The organism is Rhizobium moroccans, assembly GCF_057559155.1.
The window spans coordinates 44,646-60,722 of record NZ_JBHFJG010000016.1 but is presented as its reverse complement, the minus strand read 5'-3'; the positions used below and the strand labels follow the sequence as shown (position 1 = coordinate 60,722).

The 16,077-nt window shown below is 61.6% G+C and carries 17 protein-coding genes; 12 read left to right on the top strand and 5 right to left on the bottom strand.

Translation table 11 applies throughout. The features are described from left to right. Window positions 1-182 precede the first annotated feature (182 nt). From ACE04I_RS11990 to amn, 5 genes are all read left to right on the top strand, one after another. Window positions 183-413: a hypothetical protein gene (locus tag ACE04I_RS11990; RefSeq protein ID WP_137326818.1), complete on the top strand. Its 231-nt coding sequence runs from the start codon at window positions 183-185 to the stop codon at window positions 411-413. A gap of 91 nt (window positions 414-504) precedes the next feature. Beyond that, the gene (locus ACE04I_RS11985) at window positions 505-765 is read left to right on the top strand and encodes a hypothetical protein (protein WP_046795654.1); all 261 of its coding nucleotides are present in this window, start codon (window positions 505-507) and stop codon (window positions 763-765) included. Between the two features lie 442 nt (window positions 766-1,207). Continuing rightward, complete coding sequence (locus tag ACE04I_RS11980; protein WP_046795655.1) at window positions 1,208-1,501, top strand: hypothetical protein; 294 nt, start codon at window positions 1,208-1,210, stop codon at window positions 1,499-1,501. A gap of 222 nt (window positions 1,502-1,723) precedes the next feature. Further along, window positions 1,724-1,888: a hypothetical protein gene (locus ACE04I_RS11975; protein ID WP_156176968.1), complete on the top strand. Its 165-nt coding sequence runs from the start codon at window positions 1,724-1,726 to the stop codon at window positions 1,886-1,888. Window positions 1,889-1,982: 94 nt separating this feature from the next. Then, window positions 1,983-3,482 carry an AMP nucleosidase gene (gene amn / locus ACE04I_RS11970; protein WP_046795656.1) on the top strand — a complete coding sequence of 500 codons (1,500 nt, stop codon included), beginning with the start codon at window positions 1,983-1,985 and terminating at the stop codon, window positions 3,480-3,482. A 22-nt stretch (window positions 3,483-3,504) separates the two neighbouring features. On the opposite strand, the gene ACE04I_RS11965 is transcribed toward amn, so the two are convergent. Continuing rightward, window positions 3,505-4,482: a lysylphosphatidylglycerol synthase domain-containing protein gene (locus ACE04I_RS11965; protein WP_046795657.1), complete on the bottom strand. Its 978-nt coding sequence runs from the start codon at window positions 4,480-4,482 to the stop codon at window positions 3,505-3,507. A gap of 98 nt (window positions 4,483-4,580) precedes the next feature. Between ACE04I_RS11965 and ACE04I_RS11960 the strand changes: the two genes are divergently transcribed. Next, on the top strand, window positions 4,581-5,582 hold the full coding sequence (locus ACE04I_RS11960) for a glycosyltransferase family 2 protein (RefSeq protein WP_046795658.1): 1,002 nt from the start codon (window positions 4,581-4,583) through the stop codon (window positions 5,580-5,582). Continuing rightward, window positions 5,582-7,084, top strand: a complete 1,503-nt coding sequence (locus ACE04I_RS11955; protein ID WP_046795659.1) for an ArnT family glycosyltransferase — start codon at window positions 5,582-5,584, stop codon at window positions 7,082-7,084. Before ACE04I_RS11960 ends, ACE04I_RS11955 begins: the two co-directional genes overlap by 1 nt. Before the next feature lie 30 nt (window positions 7,085-7,114). Here ACE04I_RS11955 and ACE04I_RS11950 read toward each other — a convergent pair whose 3' ends face one another. Beyond that, on the bottom strand, window positions 7,115-8,482 hold the full coding sequence (locus ACE04I_RS11950; protein WP_046795660.1) for an aspartate aminotransferase family protein: 1,368 nt from the start codon (window positions 8,480-8,482) through the stop codon (window positions 7,115-7,117). A 91-nt stretch (window positions 8,483-8,573) separates the two neighbouring features. On the opposite strand from ACE04I_RS11950, the gene ACE04I_RS11945 reads away from it, so the two are divergent. Beyond that, window positions 8,574-9,908, top strand: a complete 1,335-nt coding sequence (locus ACE04I_RS11945; protein ID WP_046795661.1) for a glutamine synthetase family protein — start codon at window positions 8,574-8,576, stop codon at window positions 9,906-9,908. A 103-nt stretch (window positions 9,909-10,011) separates the two neighbouring features. Beyond that, window positions 10,012-10,755: a GGDEF domain-containing protein gene (locus ACE04I_RS11940; protein ID WP_046795662.1), complete on the top strand. Its 744-nt coding sequence runs from the start codon at window positions 10,012-10,014 to the stop codon at window positions 10,753-10,755. Window positions 10,756-10,768: 13 nt separating this feature from the next. On the opposite strand, the gene ACE04I_RS11935 is transcribed toward ACE04I_RS11940, so the two are convergent. Beyond that, a complete protein-coding gene (locus tag ACE04I_RS11935) occupies window positions 10,769-11,707 on the bottom strand; it encodes a diacylglycerol/lipid kinase family protein (protein WP_487207078.1) in 939 nt (312 codons plus the stop codon). Window positions 11,708-11,962: 255 nt separating this feature from the next. Between ACE04I_RS11935 and ACE04I_RS11930 the strand changes: the two genes are divergently transcribed. Further along, window positions 11,963-13,201 carry an MFS transporter gene (locus tag ACE04I_RS11930; protein ID WP_046795664.1) on the top strand — a complete coding sequence of 413 codons (1,239 nt, stop codon included), beginning with the start codon at window positions 11,963-11,965 and terminating at the stop codon, window positions 13,199-13,201. Here the strand turns inward: ACE04I_RS11930 and ACE04I_RS11925 are convergent. After that, window positions 13,187-13,582, bottom strand: coding sequence for a winged helix-turn-helix transcriptional regulator (locus ACE04I_RS11925; protein WP_046796027.1), 396 nt, complete (start codon window positions 13,580-13,582; stop codon window positions 13,187-13,189). The genes ACE04I_RS11930 and ACE04I_RS11925 overlap by 15 nt on opposite strands. Before the next feature lie 127 nt (window positions 13,583-13,709). Between ACE04I_RS11925 and ACE04I_RS11920 the strand changes: the two genes are divergently transcribed. Next, entirely contained in the window at window positions 13,710-14,726 is a 1,017-nt protein-coding gene (locus ACE04I_RS11920; protein ID WP_487207077.1) for a zinc-binding alcohol dehydrogenase family protein, read from the top strand. Window positions 14,727-14,865: 139 nt separating this feature from the next. After that, the gene (locus tag ACE04I_RS11915) at window positions 14,866-15,282 is read left to right on the top strand and encodes a DoxX family protein (RefSeq protein ID WP_082118409.1); all 417 of its coding nucleotides are present in this window, start codon (window positions 14,866-14,868) and stop codon (window positions 15,280-15,282) included. A gap of 10 nt (window positions 15,283-15,292) precedes the next feature. Here the strand turns inward: ACE04I_RS11915 and ACE04I_RS11910 are convergent, their stop codons facing one another. Next, window positions 15,293-15,913, bottom strand: a complete 621-nt coding sequence (locus tag ACE04I_RS11910; protein ID WP_046795666.1) for a L,D-transpeptidase — start codon at window positions 15,911-15,913, stop codon at window positions 15,293-15,295. Between the last annotated feature and the right edge of the window lie 164 nt (window positions 15,914-16,077).

The window sequence follows — 16,077 nt, the reverse complement described above, 5'->3', positions numbered from 1 at the left end:
CATCAACAGCGGCAACCACTCGGTACTCGCCCAGAACGATCAGACCATCAATCGTGGCGATTACTACGAAGGCGCGAACCGCCCGAACTAATCGGCGCAGTTCATTCAGGACACACGGTCTCCCCGCACCGGTCGCAAACCTTAGGTGCCGGGAGACCTCCAAAACTCAAAGGATACGAAAAATGACCAAGTCTTTGGCAATCATTGCTGCCGTTGTTGCTTCGACGACTTTTGGCGGTGCCGCCCTCGCTGCTGGCGACTATTACCAGGGCGCTGACAAGAACGTTTCCGAGTCGCATGTCGACGCCCGCCACACCGGCAGCATCAACAGCGGCAACCACTCGGTACTCGCCCAGAACGATCAGACCATCAATCGTGGCGATTACTACGAAGGCGCGAACCGCCCGAACTAATCGGCGCAGTTCATTCAGGACACACGGTCTCCCCGCACCGGTCGCAAACCTTAGGTGCCGGGAGACCTCCAAAACTCAAAGGATACGCAAAATGACCAAGTCTTTGGCAATCATTGCTGCCGTTGTCGCTTCGACGACCTTTGGCGGCGCCGCTCTCGCTGCTGGCGACTATTACCAGGGCGCTGACAAGAACGCCTCCGAGTCGCATGTCGACGCTCGTCACACGGGCAGCATCGGCGGCACCGGCTATACCCGCTTCGAGCAGACCACCCGTGGCAACCACACGTTCGACAATTCGCTCGGATCGGTCAATCGCGGCGACTATTACCAGGGCGCAACCCGCCCGAACTAAGCCGGAATTCTCCTCATCGAGGCACAAGCCTCGTTCGAGGGTCCGAATAGAAAAAGCGCAGAAAAAAGCCAGCCGCTCAGCGACTGGCTTTTCGCAGTTCATTCAAGACACCGATTGGAAAAGGCGGGTCGCAATCGCCTTTCCGGTGCTGTGCGATGTCATCGCCGGATACGAGCGGTAACATCAATGCGAGCTTAGAATAGCGCCGCGATCGAATCAACGAGAACACGGCGTGATCTTGAACTATTCTTGCTCTCTTGGTTCAGAGGTGTGGCCGGAGCGCCGCAGAACCCACCTCACGACCCCTTGAAAATTTCTGTCCACATCGTGAGCAGGAAACTCAGCTTTTCACGGAACGATGTCCATTCCTGCCGGTTAATATCAGGCAAGCCATGGCGATATCCGTGGCCTTGCTGCCGAAACGCATGGAAAGGACAAAGCAATGAAATCCTATCTCAAGTCCGGCATTGCAGCCACTCTTCTCGCTTCCGCAGCGTTTGCGGGCTCGGCCTTCGCCCAGAGCACCGTCTATGGCGATCGTTTTGACAATCGGCCTTCCTTGAATACCGAGCGGCAGAACCTCGATGAGGGCCGTTATGTAGACCCTATGTCGACCGGTAGCATCGATGGCGGTAGCCAGATGATGTGGAGATCGCAGGGGCCTGCAGACACCTATATCGACGGCTCCCAGGACCGCGGTGACTTTTATGAGGGAGCCTTGCGTCCACAGGACTAAAGCAGTTCCTTCAAGATACCGCTTTCCGCACCGGTCGCATCCATCGTGCGGAGGCAAACAACACGAAAGCCGGCCATTTCAGGCCGGCTTTTTTTCGTGAAAACCGCATGCGCACTCGCAGATCACGCAATGTAACGATAGTGAACATGAGATGAACCGGGCTCTCAGCCGAGGTTCAGCCCGTCGCCCTTATTCTGCCGTCTTTGGATCTGGGAGACGACCATGTCTGTCATCGCACGCCGTTTTGCAATCATGACGCTGATCGTGGCGCTTTTCGCGATTTCCTTCTCCGCGCTGGTCGCAAGCAACGACCGCGGCCATCGCGTTCTCGGCAGCGTCGCGCCTTGCCACCATTCGGCCATGCCGGGCTGCGTCGCCCTACTCTGAGGCAGAGCCTGGCTGATGCATGGATCAGTGAGGAATTCCGGGTGCGGCCTCTCGACGTCGTTTGCTTGTCAACGACTTCAGCATATAATGGCGCATGAACACACGAATCTTCTCGCTATCTCCTTTGAGTTTCATCAGCCCCAGCCCCTATGAGCCGCGTGTCTTCGATGATGCCGAACAGGCCGTCGAGGCTTTGATCGAGCTTTACGAGCGAAATACGAAGTTCCTGAACGGCGCGTTCGGCGCATTGGCGGAAGGTGCTCCGATCACCGGCCGCTACCGGGCCTGCTATCCGCAGGTGAGCATCGAGACGACCTCGTTCGGGCATGCGGATTCCCGCCTCTCCTACGGACATGTGACGGCGCCGGGCGTCTACACGACCACGGTCACGCGCCCGAAGCTCTTCCGGCACTACCTGATCGAACAGCTCGATCTTCTGATGCGAAACCACGGCGTTCCGGTGAAGGTTTCGGAATCGACGACGCCGATACCGCTGCATTTCGCCTTCGGTGACGGCGCGCATGTGGAAGCGTCCGCGGCAGCCCTTTCCGATATCCCGCTGCGCGACCTCTTCGACACGCCGGATCTCAACAATACCGACGATCTGATCGCCAACGGCGAATACGAGGAAGTGCCCGGCGTGCCCGCGCCGCTTGCGCCCTTCACCGCGCAGCGGATCGACTATTCGCTCGCCCGGCTCAGCCACTACACGGCAACCAGCGCCGAGCATTTCCAGAATTTCGTGCTTTTCACGAACTACCAGTTCTACATCGACGAGTTCGCCGCCTGGGCGCGCAAGCTGATGGCCGACGGCGGCGAGGGTTACACCGCCTTCGTGGAGCCCGGCAACATCATCACGCCGGCTGGCTCCGACAAGCCGGAAACGACGATCGCTGCCCGGATGCCGCAGATGCCGGCCTATCACATCAAGAAGGAAGGGCATGCGGGGATCACGCTCGTCAACATCGGCGTCGGCCCGTCCAATGCCAAGACGATCACCGACCATATCGCCGTGCTGCGTCCGCATGCCTGGCTGATGGTGGGTCATTGCGCGGGTTTGCGAAACAGCCAGCGGCTCGGCGACTATGTGCTTGCGCATGCCTATGTGCGCGAGGACCACGTGCTCGACGACGACCTGCCCGTCTGGGTGCCGATCCCGGCGCTCGCCGAGGTGCAGCAGGCGCTGGAGAGTGCTGTCGAAGAAGTCACCGGCTACGAGGGCTTCGAGCTGAAGCGGATCATGCGCACCGGGACCGTCGCCACCATCGACAACCGCAACTGGGAACTGCGCGACCAGCGCGGGCCGGTGAAGCGCCTGTCGCAATCGAGGGCGATCGCTCTCGACATGGAATCGGCGACGATCGCGGCGAACGGCTTCCGCTTCCGCGTGCCCTACGGCACGCTGCTCTGCGTCTCGGACCGGCCGCTGCATGGCGAATTGAAACTGCCGGGCATGGCGACGGCCTTCTATCGCACCCAGGTGAGCCAGCATCTGCAGATCGGCATCCGCGCCGTCCAGAAGCTGGCGGCCATGCCTGTCGAGAAGCTGCATTCGCGCAAGCTGCGCAGCTTCTACGAGACGGCGTTCCAGTAGTCGGCCGCGGCCGGCTTCACTATCACGCGCCGGCGGCGAGCCGGCGCTTCCCATGCGCCATCAGTATCGACAGCGCCGCTCCCATCAGGGCGGAGACGATGATGATCAGATGCATGTTGACGCTTGCCTTCGCGAGCGTTGCGACGGCCGGGGCCGCCCTGTCCGCGCCGAGCAGGAGAGCACCCGCGGCAATCCCCGAAGGGTAGGTCCCGACACCGGCCGGCGCGTGCAAGGGCAGCACGGACGAAAGCTCTCCGCCAAGCGCGCCGCCGAAGCTGGCCGCTATCGGAAAAACGCCGAGCAGCCGCAGGCACCAGGCAAACACCAGGACCTTGGTTCCCCAGTTCACGATGGTAAGCACCCAGGCCCGCACGAAGACCCCGGCATCCGCCGGAAGCCCCTCGCGAATACTTTCGAGAATCCTGTGGGGCTTGCCGGAGGATTTGCGCAGCGCAAAATCGAAAAGCGGACCCTTTATGAAAAAGGCGACGAGCGGCGCGGCCAGAAAGGCGATCCATAGCGGCCACTCCAGCCAGGGCCGGTTCCCCTGAAGAACGAGTCCCAGGCCACCTGCCGCGAGCAAGGCGTGAAGATCGAGCAGCCGCATCACCAAGAGCGCCGCCGTGCCATGCAGCAGGCCAACGCCGAACTCGCTGCGCATCAGGAGCGGAAAGCTCGTCTCTCCGCTGCGGAAGGGCAGCATGATGTTTAGAATGTTGTGCACCTGAGTGACATGGAAGACCTCCACGAACCTCCCCTTCGTCTGCGAGGGGAAATAATCGTACAGGCGGTAGGCCCGGACGAAATAGGTCGAGACCAGGAGAAGCATGGCAAGCGCGACCGTGCCGTAGCCGACGGCATGCCACTCGGCGATCAGGGAAGACCAGCCCCAGACATATTGGAGGAAACCGGCGTACAAGATAACGCAAGCCGCAGCGATCAGCGTAAGCCGATGGCGCGTAAGGGCCGAAGGCCGCCGTTCCTCTTCGATCTTGTCCATTGGTATCTCTGGAGATTGGCGTTGTATGGGCTCGGGCGTTCGTATAACAAACGCCGAACGAAAGGCCAGTATTTTCCGGAGCCACCGCCTTGCACCAAATGTCCGCAGCAACACATCCGCAGCCCGTGGATTATTATCCCTACGAGCTGACGGTCCTTATCCCCGTCATGAACGAGGAGGAAAGCCTCCGTCCCATGCTGGATAGGGTCTGCGATGCCTTGAAGGGGCTCGGCAAGCCCTGGGAACTGATCCTCGTCGACGATGGCAGCACCGACCGGACACTTCTCTACGCGCGCGAATATCTCGGTCGCGAGGGACTGGACCTCAAGATCATCGAGTTCCAGCGCAATTTCGGCAAGGCCGCCGCCTACCAGGCCGGTTTCGATGCCGCGCAGGGCCGCCTGATCGTGACGCTCGACGGCGATCTCCAGAACGACCCTCACGATATCCCTGCGATGATAGCGGAACTCGAGGCGCGCGACCTCGACCTGCTTGCCGGCTGGCGCAAGGCCCGGCAGGACGCCCTGGTGCTGAGGAAGATCCCCTCCTGGTGCGCGAACCGTCTGATCGGCTGGGTGACCGGCGTGAACATCCACGACAACGGTTGCGGCCTGAAGCTCTACCGCTCCTCGATCATCAAGCAGGTGCAGATCATCGGTGGCATGCACCGCTTCATCCCGGCCTGGGTGGCGAGCGTGATCCCGAGCACGCGCATCGGCGAGACGGTCGTGACCCATCATCCGCGGCAGTTCGGTGAATCCAAATACGGCATTTCGCGCACCTTCCGCGTCTTCCTCGACCTTCTGTCGGTGCTGTTCTTCATGCGCTTCAAGGCGCGGCCCGGCCATTTCTTCGGGATGATCGGGCTGGTGCTCGGTTTCTTAAGCGGCGTGATCTTCCTCTATCTCGCCTATGTGAAGTTCATCCTCGGAGAAGATATCGGAACGCGGCCGCTTCTGCTCGCCGGCGTCGTGCTGTTCCTGTCATCGATGCAGATGATCACCACGGGTATCGTCGCAGAACTCATCACGCGCAGCTATATGGGCAGCGAAAACGCACCCCTCTACATCGTACGCGCGACCCATAGAAAAGAAGGCTGATGGTCGAAGCCCTGAGACGACAGCCGGCACTGCTTTACCTGCTGCTCGCGGGCTATTTCGTGCTGCAGGTGGTCGCCAGGCTCAGTCTGCCGCGATCGCTGGAACTCGATGAGGGGCAGCAGCTCTTCCTCGCCCAGTGGTTCGCGGTCGGCTACGATACCCAGCCGCCCTTCTACAACTGGCTGCAATATGCGGTGGTTTCCCTCACCGGCGCTTCGGTCGCCAGCCTTTCCGTGCTCAAGAACGGATTGCTGTTTCTCTCCTATCTGCTCTACGGCCTGACCGCCAACCGACTGCTGCAGAACAGGGATCTTGCGATCATCGCCACGCTGGGGCTGCTGACTATCCCGCAAGTAAGTTTCGAGGCGCAGCGCGATCTGACCCATACGGTCGCCGTTATATTTGCCGCCTGCCTGTTTCTCTACGGCTTCACCCGGACTCTGAAGACGCCTTCGCTCATAGGCTATGCCTTGACCGGGGCCGCGATCGGCATAGGGCTGATTTCAAAATACAATTTCGCCCTTCTTCCGGCCGCCGCGCTGCTCGCGACGATGATGGAGGCGGAGTTTCGCCGCCGCCTGTTCGACTGGCGCATGCTGGCAACGATCGCGATCACCCTTCTGATCGTCACTCCTCATGGGCTCTGGTTCCTCCAGCATATGGATGTCGCAACGGGCCGCACGCTGGGGAAACTGCATATAGAAGAGAATGCCGGCCTGCTGGCAACGCGGGCGGAAGGCCTGTTGTCGCTTGCGCTCGCGCTGGTGGGATTTTGTGCCCTGACATTGGCGCTCTTCGCCGTGATCTTCGGTCGAGGGCTTCGCGAGGCCCTTCGCGCGGAAAACATCTGGACGCGCCTGATCGGCCGCATGATGGTGATCATTCTGATCGCGCTCGCCTGCATGATCCTGTTCACCGGGGCGACGCATATCAAGGACCGCTGGCTCGCGCCCTTCTTCCTGGTTCTGCCGCTCTATCTCTGCCTCAAGATCGAAGCCTCCGGCAGGCCGACACTCGAAGGCGCCTTGAAGCGCACGCTCGGGATCTCTGCCGTTATCGCCGTTCTCGTCATCGGGGTGCTGACCCTGCGGGTTCCCTTCGATTCCTGGACCGACGACGACTACGAGAAGGTGAACGTCCCCTACGGGCCCGCCGTCACGAAAATCCTGTCGGAAGGGCCGCATCAGCCCACGATCATTGCCGCGAACGACATGCAGATGGCGGGTAATATACGTCTTCACGAAAGCGGCATTCCCGTCACCGTTCCCGGCTATCAGAGTTTCGAGCCCTCCTATCCCTGGGATAGGGAGCACCCGATCCTGCTGATCTGGAAGCGGGATGGCGAGGAGACGCCGCTGCCGCAGAACCTTGCCGCATGGCTCGCCGCCAAGTCACCGGCGGCGAAAACGGTCACCGGCCATGTCACCCTGCCCTATCACTACGGGGATGGCGACGACTTCTTCACCTTCGGCTATGTCTGGGCCTATCCGCCGGAGCAATGATCGTCGCCATTTTCGCGACGATGGCCGATTTCACTCCCCCATCACCTTCCAGCCGTGATCGAGGCCCTTGCGGGTGGTGTCGATCATCTCGTCCACTTCGGCGCGGGTAACGATCAAAGGCGGCGAATAGAGCATGCGGTCGCCCGTAGCCCGCAGGACGAGGCCATTGGTCAGGCAATGGTTGCGGACCTCGACACCGGCGCGCTCGCCGTCCTTGAAGCGTTCGCGGGTCTTCTTGTCGGCAGCAAGCTGCACCGCTCCGATCAAGCCGACGCTCTGAACCTCGCCGACCATGGGATGATCCTCCAGCGACTTCAGTCCGGCTGCGAAATAAGGGCCGATATCATCGCGCACCCGCTCGACCAGCCCCTCTTCCTCGATGATGCGGATGTTCTCGAGCGCGGCGGCGGCGCAGACCGGATGGCCGGAATAGGTGAAGCCGTGATAGAAATCGCCCAACTCCTCCACCATCACCTCCGCTACTCGATCGCTCATCAGAACGCCGCCGATCGGCAGATAGCCGGAGGAGAGCCCCTTGGCGATCGGCGCCAGATCCGGTTCGAAGCCGTAGTGCTGGTGTCCGAACCATGTGCCCAGCCGGCCGAAACCGCAGATCACCTCGTCGGAGACCAGCAGGATGTTGCGCGCCTTGCAGATGCGGGCGATCTCCGGCCAATAGGTCTCCGGCGGGATGATGACGCCGCCAGCCCCCTGGATCGGCTCGGCGACGAAGGCGGCGACGCGATCCTCGCCGAGTTCATCGATTTTCTCCTCCAGTTCGCGGGCAACCTTGAGACCGAATTCGGCGGGAGAGAGATCGCCGCCCTCCGCATACCAGTAGGGCTGGCCGATATGGTGAATGCCCTCGATGGGCAGATTGCCCTGCTCGTGCATCCATTTCATTCCGCCGAGCGAGGCGCCGGCGACGGTCGAGCCGTGATAGGCATTGCGGCGGGCGATCACCAACGTCTTTTCCGGCTTGCCGAGAACCTTCCAGTAGACGCGCGCCATACGGAACCAGGTGTCGCTCGCCTCGGAGCCCGAATTGGTGAAGAAGACGCGATTGAGCTTGCCGTCGGTATGGGAGGCGATCTTCTGGGCAAGAAGAGTGGTCGGCGGCGTCGTGGTGCCGAAGAAGCTGTTGTAATAGGGCAGTTCCTGCATCTGCCGAGAGGCGGCCTCTGCGATCTCCCTGCGGCCATAGCCGACGTTCACGCACCAAAGCCCGGCAAAGGCGTCCAGGTATCTCTTGCCGGTGGAATCGTAGATGTGCACACCCTCCGCGCGTTCGATGATACGCGTGCCCGCCGCATTCAGCTTCTTCATGTCGGAAAACGGGTGAAGATGATGGGCGGCATCGATCGCGGCGAGATTGGAAAGCGCGGGCTTGTCGTTCACGGCGTATCTCCCTGGCCGAAGGCTCTGATTGTGCCGCCAATTCTTATCGGCTACGAACTGTTTTCGGCAACACCCTTAGAAGAACGAACTCATGGCCGCAGAAACAGCCCCTCCCCGCATCGAAATCCTTCTCGTCGGCATGAACGGCGATCTTCGCGGCAAGCAGATCCCGCTCGAGCAGGAAAAGAAGGTCTGGGACGGCGCGGTGAGGCTGCCCTCCTCCACCCAATCGCTGGATATCTGGGGCGACGACAACGACGACATTACGGGGCTTTCGCTCACCATCGGCGATCCGGACGGCGTCTGCATTCCCGACGAGCGCAGCCTCGCCCCCATGCCCTGGGCGCCGGAAGGTTCGAAGCAGGTGCTCGCCACCATGCACGAGATGGACGGCTCCCCGAGCTTCATGGACCCCCGCGGCATTCTCGCGGCCATGCTGAAGCGTTACGAGGACCGTGGCCTGACGCCTGTGGTGGCGACCGAACTGGAATTCTACGTGGTGCAGGACGACTGGCGGGAAACCGGCCGGCCCCGCCCGCCCGCAAAACTCATGTATCGCGACGAGCCGAACGGTTTTCAGCTCTACGACATGAGTGCCGTCGACGCGCTGGACGATTATCTCCAGACGGTGCGCGCCTGGACGAAGGCGCTGGGCCTGCCTGCCGATGCGACGACGGCCGAATTCGGTCCCGGCCAGTTCGAAATCAACCTGCTGCACAGGGCGGATGCGCTGGCGGCCGCCGATGACTGCATCTACCTGAAACGCATCGCCGAACAGGCCGCGAAGCGGCATGGGCTCAAATCCACCTGCATGGCCAAGCCCTATGCGGATCAGGCGGGCTCCGGGCTACACGTACATGCGAGCGTCATCGACCGTGACGGCAACAACGTGCTCGACGCCAGGGGCGGCGATCCGGCGCTGCTGAAATCCGTCTGTGCCGGCATGCTCGACACGATGCGCGATGCGCAGCTTATCTTTGCGCCATTTGCCAATTCCTATCGCCGCTTCCAGCCCGGTTCCTTCGCGCCCGTCGATATCGACTGGGGCTACGGCCATCGCGGAACCGCGGTCCGCATCCCCGACGCGCAAGGCCCGGCCGCGCGCATCGAGCATCGGGTCGCAGGGGCCGACACCAATCCCTATCTGCTGCTGACGGCCATCTTGGGAGGCATGCTGCTCGGGCTAGACGAAACGCTCGATCCCGGCCCTGCCACCGAGCCCGGCAAGCAGCCGCCCGAAGGCACAAGACGGCTGACGCACGACTTCCTGACGGCGGTCGAGGACTTTTCCGCTTCGCCGTTCATCAGGGATGTGTTCGGAGAGGCCTACCAGAAGCTCTACGGCGACACCAAGCGCAAGGAGGCGATCACTTACCTGCGCACCGTCTCGGATTTCGATTACCAGACCTATCTGCCGCGGATTTGATCGACCGGGCACCGATCTCATAAATAAAAAGGTCGATTTTTCATCTATCTTAAAGTCATGGCGCTTAAGGAGGCGGAATAGTTCTTAGCTTCCGGCGCTGTCCATGCGTAGAGTCCTAGTCAAAGCACTGCTGACCGGTCTTTTTTCCATGCTGGCATCGCTGGCTCTTTCATTCATCTTCGTTCCGATGATGGGCGGAAAAGTCGCCGGCGCCGGGCTGGTCATGACCATCCTCTGCCCGCTTGTGATTTCCATTCCCGCTTCCGCGCTGCATTTCTGGCAATCGGAAAGGGTCCGGCAAGCCGAGGCGGCAACCGCGGACGCACTGGAAAAACTAGCCTTTGCCTATGAGCAATTAAGGCAACAATCGCGCCGGGACGGGCTTACAGGCGTGCTGAACAGGAACGCTTTTCTGGAAGAGCTGGATGCTTTCAGCCGCAAGGGGATGACCGGAGCGCTGATCTTCTTCGATCTCGATCATTTCAAGTCGATCAACGATCTCCATGGCCATGCGACCGGCGACGACGTTCTCCGCCGGGTGGGCCATATACTCGCCGCCTATCGAGGCCAGTTCGACATAACCGGCCGGCTCGGCGGCGAGGAATTCGCTCTCTTTCAAGGCGGCGCCACGAGCCGGGACATGTTGAAACGGTGCGAGGAAATGCGCGAGCGCATAGAGCGCCTCGATATTCATTCCACTTCCGGCACAGCTGTTGCAGTCTCGGCAAGCATCGGCGCCTTCTACTGCGAGCGGGGCTTTGATTCCCAAGCTTGCCTCAAGGCTGCGGACATCAATCTCTACCAGGCAAAGGCGCGCGGCCGGAACCAGGTCGTGTCATCGGCCTAGCAGCCGCGTCTTCTCAAATCCCGCTGCCGAACTGTTCTTCATCCGCGCGCTGCTGCGGAGCGCTGACCAGCACTTTCAGCTCGCCGGCATGGATGCGCAGTTTCACGTCGCGGTCCATCGGCAGGAGTTCGCCATCGATGACGCAGCGGATATCGTGACGTTCGCGGGGAAAATGGAGTTCCACTTCCGTGGCCGTCATGGCGGTCACCGAAGCGTTTTCCTTCAGCTTCCCGCGCAGGATATCGAGGGCCAGCCTCGCCACGCCGGCAGGCGTCAACGGATCGGCGATGTAGAAGCCGAGATGCCCGCGCGTCAGACTATCGGCATACATCAGCGGATCCGGTCCGAACTCGTTGTTGGAAACCGAGATCGCCGAAACCTTGCGATGGCCGGTCTGGCCTTCTGCGTTGAACTCCACCTCGAACTCGGGCGGATTGAACATGACGCCGACGGCCGCGCGCGTGCTTGCCCTTATCTTGCCGAGCCGCGAGCCGAAGGTCATGGAATTGCGGTAGCGCACCATGCGGGCATGCAGGCCGGCGGAAAACTGGTGGACGAAGCTCCTGCCGTTGGCGCTGGCGATATCGATATTGTCCGCCTCGCCGTTGGCGAGCGCGCCCAGCACCTGCCAGATGTCCAGCGGCAATTTCAAGGAGCGGGCAAACAGGTTCATGGTGCCGGCCGGAACTACCCCGAGCATGGTGCCGCTCTTCCAGGCAATTCCGGCGGCCGCCGAAATCGTACCGTCGCCTCCGCCGGCGATCAAACCATCGACGCCGGAGATGGAGGCCGCGTTTTCCATGGTCTCGACCACCTGATCGCCCGAGACCACATGGCACTCGATCTCGTGGCCCGCCGCCCTGAAGGTGCCGACGGCATGATCGCAATAAGCGTCCATGTCCGTGGTCCTAAAGGTACCGCCATCGCGGTTGAAGACGGCTACGAAATGCATGGTGTCGGGGCTCTCAAGGGTGGGGATAGCGGCGGCTTCATAACGGATCACCTGCCATTTGGTTGCGCATTGCGGTTTAAACCAGACGGCTCGGCTTGCTGCACTACGCACGATGCCGTGAAACCCGGCCAAGGCAAAATTTGGCCCTACCGCAATGCACAACGAGATGATACGGTGAACTCGTCATTTCAATGATGCGCTCGCCTTTCGGCGAGAATTGTTTCCCTACCTCTCTTTTCCAGCCGCTCCCGTGCCATGACCGATACTGCCGTTTCCTATGAGACCGCCTCCAGCGCGGAGAACAGCGCTGCCGAAAGCGCGCCGCTTTCGAAGCTTGCCGTCATCCTGATCGAGATCGCTCTTGCCGTCGGCGGCTTCGGCATCGGCACGGGCGAATTCGCCATCATGGGCCTGCTGCCGGATGTGGCGGCGACCTATCAGGTGAGCATTCCGCAGGCAGGCCATGTGATCAGCGCCTATGCGCTGGGCGTGGTGATCGGCGCTCCGATCATCGCGGTCGCGGCGGCACGCATGACGCGCCGGGCTCTGCTGCTCATCCTGATGACCATCTTTGCGCTGGGCAATATCCTGAGTGCGATCGCGCCGGATTTCTGGAGCTTCACGATCCTGCGCTTCATCACCGGCCTGCCGCATGGCGCCTATTTCGGCGTCGCGGCGCTGGTGGCCGCCTCCATGGTGCCGCCGAACAAGCGCGCCCGCGCGGTCGGCCGGGTGATGCTCGGGCTCACGATCGCCACGCTTGCCGGCACCCCGCTTGCCACGTTCATGGGTCAGATGATGAGCTGGCGCGCCGCCTTCCTGCTCGTCGGCGGGATCGGTGCCCTGACCGTGGCGCTGCTCTGGTATTTCCAGCCGCGCGACAAGGTTCAGGAAGGCGCCAGCATCCGCAGGGAGCTCAGCGCTTTCGGCCGCGCCCAGGTGTGGCTGACGCTCGGTGTCGCCGCTGTCGGTTTCGGCGGCATGTTCTCCGTCTTCAGCTACATCGCCTCGACAACCACCGAGACCGCGCAAATGCCGGTGGCGACGGTGTCCATCGTGCTCGCCCTCTTCGGCATCGGCATGAATGTCGGCAATATCGTCGGCTCGCGTCTGGCGGACATCTCGCTGAACGGCACGATCGGCGGCACGATGGTCTTCAACGTGATCGTCATGACCATCTTCGGCGCCTTTGCGCAGTATCCGGCGGTGCTTTGCCTCTGCGTTTTCCTGATCGGCTGCGGCTTCGCCGCGGGCCCTGCCCTGCAGACGCGGCTGATGGATGTGGCCGCCGACGCCCAGACGCTCGCGGCAGCCTCGAACCATTCGGCCTTCAACATCGCCAACGCGCTCGGCGCCTGGCTCGGTGGGCTGGTGATCGCCTGGGGCTGGGGCTTTGCTGCCACCGGCTATGTGGGCTCGGTGCTGTCGCTCGCGGGTCTCTGCGTCTTCGCCATATCGATGAGCCTCGAGCGGAAGGCGTCAGGCCGCGGCTGAAGGCACCTCATCCCGCTCCATGACCATATATTTCCGGCCATCGCGGCAGACGACATGCTCATTGCCCCATAGGCGCAGGGCCGCAATGACCGGCTCCAGCGTCTGGCCGAGCGGCGTCAGATTGTAATCGACGCGGGGCGGCACCACCGGAAAGACGGTACGCTGCACCAGCCCCGCCTCTTCCAGCTCGCGAAGCTGCTTGGTCAGCATGCGCTGCGTCACCGATGGAATGCGGCGGCGCAGCTCGTTGAAGCGCAACGTGCCCTCCTCGAAGAGATGATGGAGGATGACGCCCTTCCATTTCCCGTCGAGGAAACTCAAGGTCGATTCCACCGGGCAACCCGGAAAGTTATCGGTCAATTTCGCGCGGGGTTTCGACATGGCCTCGTCCTCTACGGTATCCTTTTTGGCACTATACACCAAAAATGTGCATTCTTGCGGACCTCGAACATAGGCGCCATCTAGTCCCTGCACAATGAACACCACAGGAAGACCAAGGAGATTTTCCATGCGCGCAGTCGGATTCGACAAGCCTCAGCCCATCAGCGCCGAAACCTCGCTGATCGATATCGAACTGCCCGTCCCGGAAGCCAGGGCGCGCGACCTGCTGGTCGAGGTCAAGGCGGTTTCGGTCAATCCGGTCGATACGAAGGTCCGGGCCTCGGCCTCGGTCGAGAACGGCCAGCACCGGGTCCTCGGCTATGACGCGGCGGGCGTCGTGAAGGCCGTCGGCCCGGAAGTCACGCTCTTCAAACCGGGCGACGAGGTCTATTATGCTGGCGCGATCAACCGGCCGGGCACGAATGCGGAATTCCATCTGGTGGACGAGCGGATCGTCGGCGCCAAGCCGAAGACGCTGAGCTTCGAGGAAGCCGCGGCGCTGCCGCTTACCGCGATCACCGCCTACGAGACGCTTTTCCACCGCATGAAGGTACAGGACAAGGTATCGGGAGCGGCCAACGCGATCCTCATCATCGGCGGCGCCGGTGGGGTGGGCTCGATTTCCATCCAGCTCGCCCGCGAGCTTACTGACCTGACGATCATCGCAAGTGCTTCCCGGCCCGAGACGAAGGACTGGATCAAGTCGCTCGGCGCGCATCACACCGTCGATCACCGGTCTCCCATGGCGCCGCAGATCGCCGGCCTCGGCATTGGCGCGCCTCCCTTCGTCTTTTCCACGACACAGACGGAACAGCACGTCGCCGACATCATCGAACTGATCGCGCCGCAGGGCCGTTTCGCCCTCATCGACGATCCGACGCAGCCGATCGGCATCAGCCCGTTCAAGGGCAAATCGCTGTCGATCCACTGGGAAATGATGTTCGCGCGGCCCGTCTGGCAGACGGCGGACATGATCGAACAGCACAAGCTGCTCAACCATGTGGCGGAACTGGTGGACGCCGGCAGAATCCGCACCACGCTTTCAGAAACGCTTGGGCCCATCAATGCGGCGAACTTGAAAAAGGCCCATGCCATGATCGAAAGCGGCCGCACCAAGGGAAAGCTGGTTCTTTCCGGTTTCTGATGGCCGGTTTCTGAGGGAGCCAGGAACGCCATAGGCGCATCTCTCGCCAAATAGGCGTAAGCCATCGGCCGACATCTTACCGAAGTCTCGCCGATAAGCTATGAAATCCCCCTGGGCATTTTTCTGCGGGGGATTTCATATGGCTACGCTTCAGACGAACAGTTTCGGCAATCCGGTTTCGGCCATTACGGGCTCGACCTGGTTCGGCTATCTGGCGCGCATCGCGCTCACCTTCATGTTCTGGGGGAGCGGCCTTGCCAAGCTCATCGGCTTCGATGCCGGCGTGGCGGAGATGGCGCATTTCGGGCTGGAGCCGGCAACCCTCTTCAACATCGCGACGATCATCGTCCAGCTCGGCGGCTCGCTGCTCATCATCCTCAATCGCTGGACCTGGCTGGGAGCCGGCGCGCTCGCCGTTTTCACGGCGCTCACAATTCCGATCGCCCACAATTTCTGGGCGATGGAAGAGCCGTTCAAGACGATGGAATTCCATGTGGTGATGGAGCACATCACCGTCATCGGCGCATTGATGGTCGTGGCCTGGAAATCGCGCTAGAGCGGCTTTCTCAGGCCTGCTGGACGACGACGCGGCCGCCGACCTTGGCCTTTTCGAAGAGGTCGATCACGTCATGGTTCATCATGCGGACACAGCCGCTCGACACTGCGTGACCGATCGTCTGCGGCTGGTTCGTGCCATGGATGCGGAACATGGTGTCGTTGCCGTTGCGGTAAAGATATATGGCGCGGGCACCCAAGGGATTGTTCGGACCTCCCGGCACGCCGCCTGCATACTTCAGGTTCTTTTCCGGTTCACGACGGATCATGTTCTGGGTGGGTGTCCAGCTCGGCCATTCCGCCTTGCGTCCGATATAGGCGTTGCCGGCCAGCGCAAGGCCCGCGCGCCCTACTCCGACGCCGTAGCGCATGGCACGGCCGTCACCGAGCACGTAATAGAGCCGGCGTTCGGGTGTGTTGACGACGATCGTGCCGGCCGGATAGGGCGTCTCGTAAGCCACTTCCTGGCGGCGCAGTTCCGGTTTGATCTTGTCGATCGGCACCCTTTTCACCGGATGCTCTTCATCCGGCAGGGCGGCATATTGGGCCTGGTGGTTCATCACGCCGCTGGAAGCGCATCCGGCAAGCAGCAGAGGCAACCCGATCAGAAATCCGCGGCGCGAGATCGTCATGAATGTATCCCCGTAATTCATACCCTCATGAGTCGTACGCTACGAAGATTATGGTTAACGAAATGCTAACCGGAGAGGGCAGGCGTTAATCACGAGCGCGTTAACGGGCGAGGCGAGCAATCATCGCAATCCGCCGATCAGGATCGAGGCCGGCCTCGATCTCG